The sequence below is a fragment of the Acidovorax sp. KNOB132 genome (genome assembly GCF_057541515.1).
Genome location: NZ_BAAJYT010000295.1, coordinates 1 through 4,170, shown reverse-complemented (window position 1 = coordinate 4,170; position 4,170 = coordinate 1). Strand labels below are relative to the sequence as shown.

At 68.8% G+C, this 4,170-nt stretch carries 3 protein-coding genes; 1 reads left to right on the top strand and 2 read right to left on the bottom strand.

Going from position 1 to position 4,170, the window contains the following annotated elements; genetic code table 11:
• Both AC27IO_RS21250 and AC27IO_RS21245 read right to left on the bottom strand, forming a co-directional pair.
• A partial coding sequence (locus AC27IO_RS21250; protein ID WP_498740622.1) for a putative bifunctional diguanylate cyclase/phosphodiesterase occupies positions 1-2,048 on the bottom strand: 2,048 nt, incomplete at its 3' end.
• A complete protein-coding gene (locus AC27IO_RS21245; protein WP_498740620.1) occupies positions 2,045-2,665 on the bottom strand; it encodes a methylamine utilization protein in 621 nt (206 codons plus the stop codon). The genes AC27IO_RS21245 and AC27IO_RS21250, both read right to left, overlap by 4 nt.
• 319 nt (positions 2,666-2,984) lie before the next feature.
• Here AC27IO_RS21245 and AC27IO_RS21240 point away from each other — a divergent pair.
• A partial coding sequence (locus tag AC27IO_RS21240; protein WP_498740619.1) for a methyl-accepting chemotaxis protein occupies positions 2,985-4,170 on the top strand: 1,186 nt, incomplete at its 3' end.

The window sequence follows — 4,170 nt, the reverse complement described above, 5'->3', positions numbered from 1 at the left end:
TAGCCCGTGCCGAAGTCGTCGATGGACAGCTTGAAGCCCTGCTCGGACAGGCGGTTGAGCATGGCCTCGGCCCGCAGGGGCTCGTCCATGATGGCACTCTCGGTGATCTCCAGGCAGAACGACGCGGCGCTCACGCCGTGGCGCGCCAGCAGGGTGCCCAGGCGGTTGCTCAGCTCGGGGTCGAGCAGGTCGCGCGTGGACAGGTTGATCGAGATGCGCAGCGCCAGATCCTGCACGCGCGGCTGCGCCAGGAAGATCACCGCCTGCTCGAACATCCACAGCGTGAGCTGCCGAACGAAGCCGGTCTGCTCCGCAAAGGGGATGAACTGCATCGGCGGCACCATGCCGCGCTCAGGGTGCTGCCAGCGCACCAGGGCCTCGGCCGCGTGGCCCGGCTGGCCGGTCAGCGACACCTTGGGCTGCAGGAACAGGCGCAGCTCGTTGCGGTCCACCGCGCGGCGCAGTTCGGTCAGCAGCGAGAGCGAGACGGCGCTGGAGGAATCCATCGACGGCTCGTACACCAGCGCCCCGCTGAGCCGCAGCTTGGCCGCGTACATGGCGATTTCGGCGTGGCTCAGCAGGGTGTCGGCATCCTGCGCCGGACCGGGCCAGCAGGCGATGCCGATGCCCGCGCTCAGATCCACCGTGCGGTCGTCGAAAGCCATGGGCGTCTCGAAGGCCCGGAGGATGCGCTGGGCCATGTCGCGCGCGGCCGCCTCGTCGGCGCCGGGCAGCAGCATGGCGAACTCGTTGCCGCCCAGGCGGGCGATGACGTCCTGCGGCGACCGCGTCTGCCCGCTGATGCGTTCGGCCACGGCCTGCAGCAGCCGGTCGCCCAGCGCGTAGCCCAGCACGCCGTTCACGTGCTTGAATCGGTCCAGGTCCAGCGCGATCACGGCCACGGGGCGCCCTCCGCTGCCGGGGCCGATGGCCTCCATGATGGCGCGGCGAAAGCGCTCCCGGTTGGGCACGCCGGTCAGCCGGTCGGTATCGGCCAGCCGCAGGATCTCGCCCTGCTGCCCTGCGATGTCCACGCGCATGCGGTCGAACGAGCGGGCGAGGTTGCCGATCTCGTCGAGGCGGCGCGTGTGCTCGATGGGGGCGTCGTAGTCGCCCTGGGACAGGCGGTGGGTGGCCGAGACCAGCGAGCGCAGCGGTGTCGTCACGCGGCGCGCCATGAAGGCGCTGCCCAGCGCGAAGAGCACCAGGCCAGCCACGGTGATCCCGCCCAGCAGGGCCTGCAGCTGGCGGTAGGGCGCCACCACGTCGTTGAGCGAACGAAGCAGCAGCGCCCGGGCACTGGTGGCGCCGCTGTCCAGGCGCACGGGGCGCACCAGCAGCGTCTCGCCGCCGAGCACCTGCTCACCGCCCATGCGGAAGTCGCGCAGATCGGCCAGCGCGCGGTCCGGCAGGGTGCTCACCGGCACGGCCACGGCACCGGTGGCATCGCGCACCTGGATGGCCACGTCCACCGACAGCAGTTGCTGCATCTCGGACACCAGCGTCTCGTTGACCGGAAAACCCATCAGCACCCAGCCCACCAGCAAAGGCGCCCGCATGGGCACCATCACGAACTGGTACGGGATGCCGTGCACCACGGCGATCTGGCTGCCCTGTGGCTGCGCCACCAGCGCGGGCACGGCCTGGTCCACCGCGCTCTGGTAGTCGGCCGGAGTGCGCGAGGGGCTGGTGGCCTGCAGGTGCATGCGGGTGTCCAGCAGCGCCGTCATCGCGGCGCCGATGCGCGCGCCGTGGTTCTCCAGCACAGACTGGATCGTCTCCGAGTCGCCCGAATTCACGGCGGACCGAAAACCGTAGTCGGCCGCCAGCAGCACCGAGGCCTCCTGCAGCCGCACGGCGTTCTGCTCCAGCAGCCAGCGCCAGACGCGTTCGTCCACGTCCAGGCTGCGCTCGATCTGGGCGCGGGCATTGCGCACGATGAAGGTCTGCACCACGGCAAATCCCGCCGCCTGCACGATCAGCAGCAGCAGCAGGGAAATGCCGACCAGCCGAAGGATCAGGCTGCGGTGCAGCGCGCGCAGGTTCAAGGGGTCACCCCCGTCAGGCGGACGACCACCGGCGCCGCGCCTTCGGCCACCGCCAGGGGCTGCGCATAGGCCGCGGCGCCCACCGGCAGGCCCGAATGCCACACGCGCAGCGTGTAGTTGCCCGCGGGCACCTTCTCCAGGCGCGCGCTGCCGAACGGCGCGGCGCTCTGCGCGAAATACGGTGTCTCCAGCACGAGGATCCAGGCGACCATCTGGTCGTGGATGTTGCAGCCGAGCACCACGACGCCCGGCCGGTCGAAGAGCACGGGGTTGGCCGGCGTGCCGGAATACAGCTGCAGCTCGAACTTCTTGGCCGGCGAGAACGAATACACATGGTGGCGCACGTTGTCCCTGTTGGGAAACCGCACCTCGGTGCCCACCGTCACGGCCAGCACCTCGGGCACGAAGCGGCGCTTGAGCTGCCCCATGTCCTGCTGGGCCATGGGACGCACCAGCTTGTGCGCCTCCGGGGAATCCAGGAACACGATCGCGCCCGGCAGCGGTTTGCCGGAGCCGTCCTGCACCGTCACCTGGACCTCCGCGGCCATCGCCGGCAACGCCAGTGCACAGAGCACGGCAACCATGCTCCGGAGCATGGTCGAGCGAAGTCGGGTCATGGGGCCGGTTCCTTCCAAAAATGTAACAAGACCACGGCGGATCGAAAGGCGCCAAAGTGGAATGCGCAAAAATGGCACGGCGCTACGCTACCAAAAAAATAGCATCGGAACGATGCATTTAATAAGATATGAGCGATTAAATCAATTCATACAAGTGCGCCATCCACCCGGCACTTTAGAGGCAGATACTCCCTGTTGGGTCTTTCATATGTAACACCCATTGCGAATGCGGCCACTGCCCGGACGGCGCCGCACACCGATCACTGGCACTGCTTTTGCTGTGCATTTCGTTCAAAGGCCATCGGCCACGGAAAACACCATGCAGACCGCTTCGTTCTTCAAGACCCTCTCCATCTCCCGCCGTCTTTTCCTGGGGTTCGGCTGCATGCTGGCGCTGCTCATCGCGGTGGCCTTCGTGGCGCACGCCTCGCTGAACGAGGTCAACCAGCAGATGCAGCAGATGACCGGCGCCAGCGCCGCCAAGATGCGGCTGGTCAACAGCATGCTGGAGAACGTGAGCGCCATTGGCATCCAGGGGCGCTCGGCCGCCATGCTCGGCGAGGTCGATCCCAAGAGCGCGGACGAGCAGACCCGCCGCGTCGGCCAGGCACTGCAGCGCTACGCGGCGCAGGAGACCGAGCTGGCCACGCTGCTCGACTCCGGCGCCACGCCAGCCGAACGCCAGCTGCAGACCGACATCCAGGCCCTGGCCCGCAAGACCCGCCCCGAGCTGGACACGGCGCTCAAGGCCATCTCCGACGGTGACACCGTGAGCGCCACGCTCTCGCTCATGACGCGCGTGGCCCCTGCCGAAGCCGCCTGGCGCGACAAGCTGGCCGAACTGGTGCAGCTGCAGAACACCCTCAACACCGAGGCCGCGGCCGACGCGTCGCGCATGGAAAACCGGGCCCGCGCCATCGGCGGCGGGCTGGTCGCGCTGGCCATCGTGCTGGGCGCGCTGATCGCCTGGCGCACCACGGCCAGCATCACCCAGCCCATCGGACGGGCGGTGGTGGTGGCCGAACGCATCGCGCGCGGCGACCTCACCTCGCGCGTGGAAGTGCGCATCCAGGACGAAACCGGCCGGCTGCTGGACGCCATCGCCGCCATGCAGGAGCAGCTGCGCTCGCTGGTGGGCGGCATCGGCACCACGGCGGATTCGATCCTGCTGGCCAGCTCCGAAGTGGCCTCGGGCAACCTCGACCTGAGCCAGCGCACCGAGCAGACCTCGGGCAACCTGCAGCAGGCCGCATCGGCGCTGGAGGACCTGACGCACACCGTGCAGCAAAGCGCCGATGCCGCGCGCCAGGCCAACCAGATGACCGCCGCCGCCTCGCAGGTGGCCGAGCGCGGCGGCGAGGTCGTCTCGCAGGTGGTGCGCACCATGGACGTGATCAGCGCCAGCTCGCGCAAGATCGCGGACATCATCAGCGTGATCGACGGCATCGCCTTCCAGACCAACATCCTGGCAGCTCAACGCCGCCGTGGAAGCCGCCGCGCGGCGA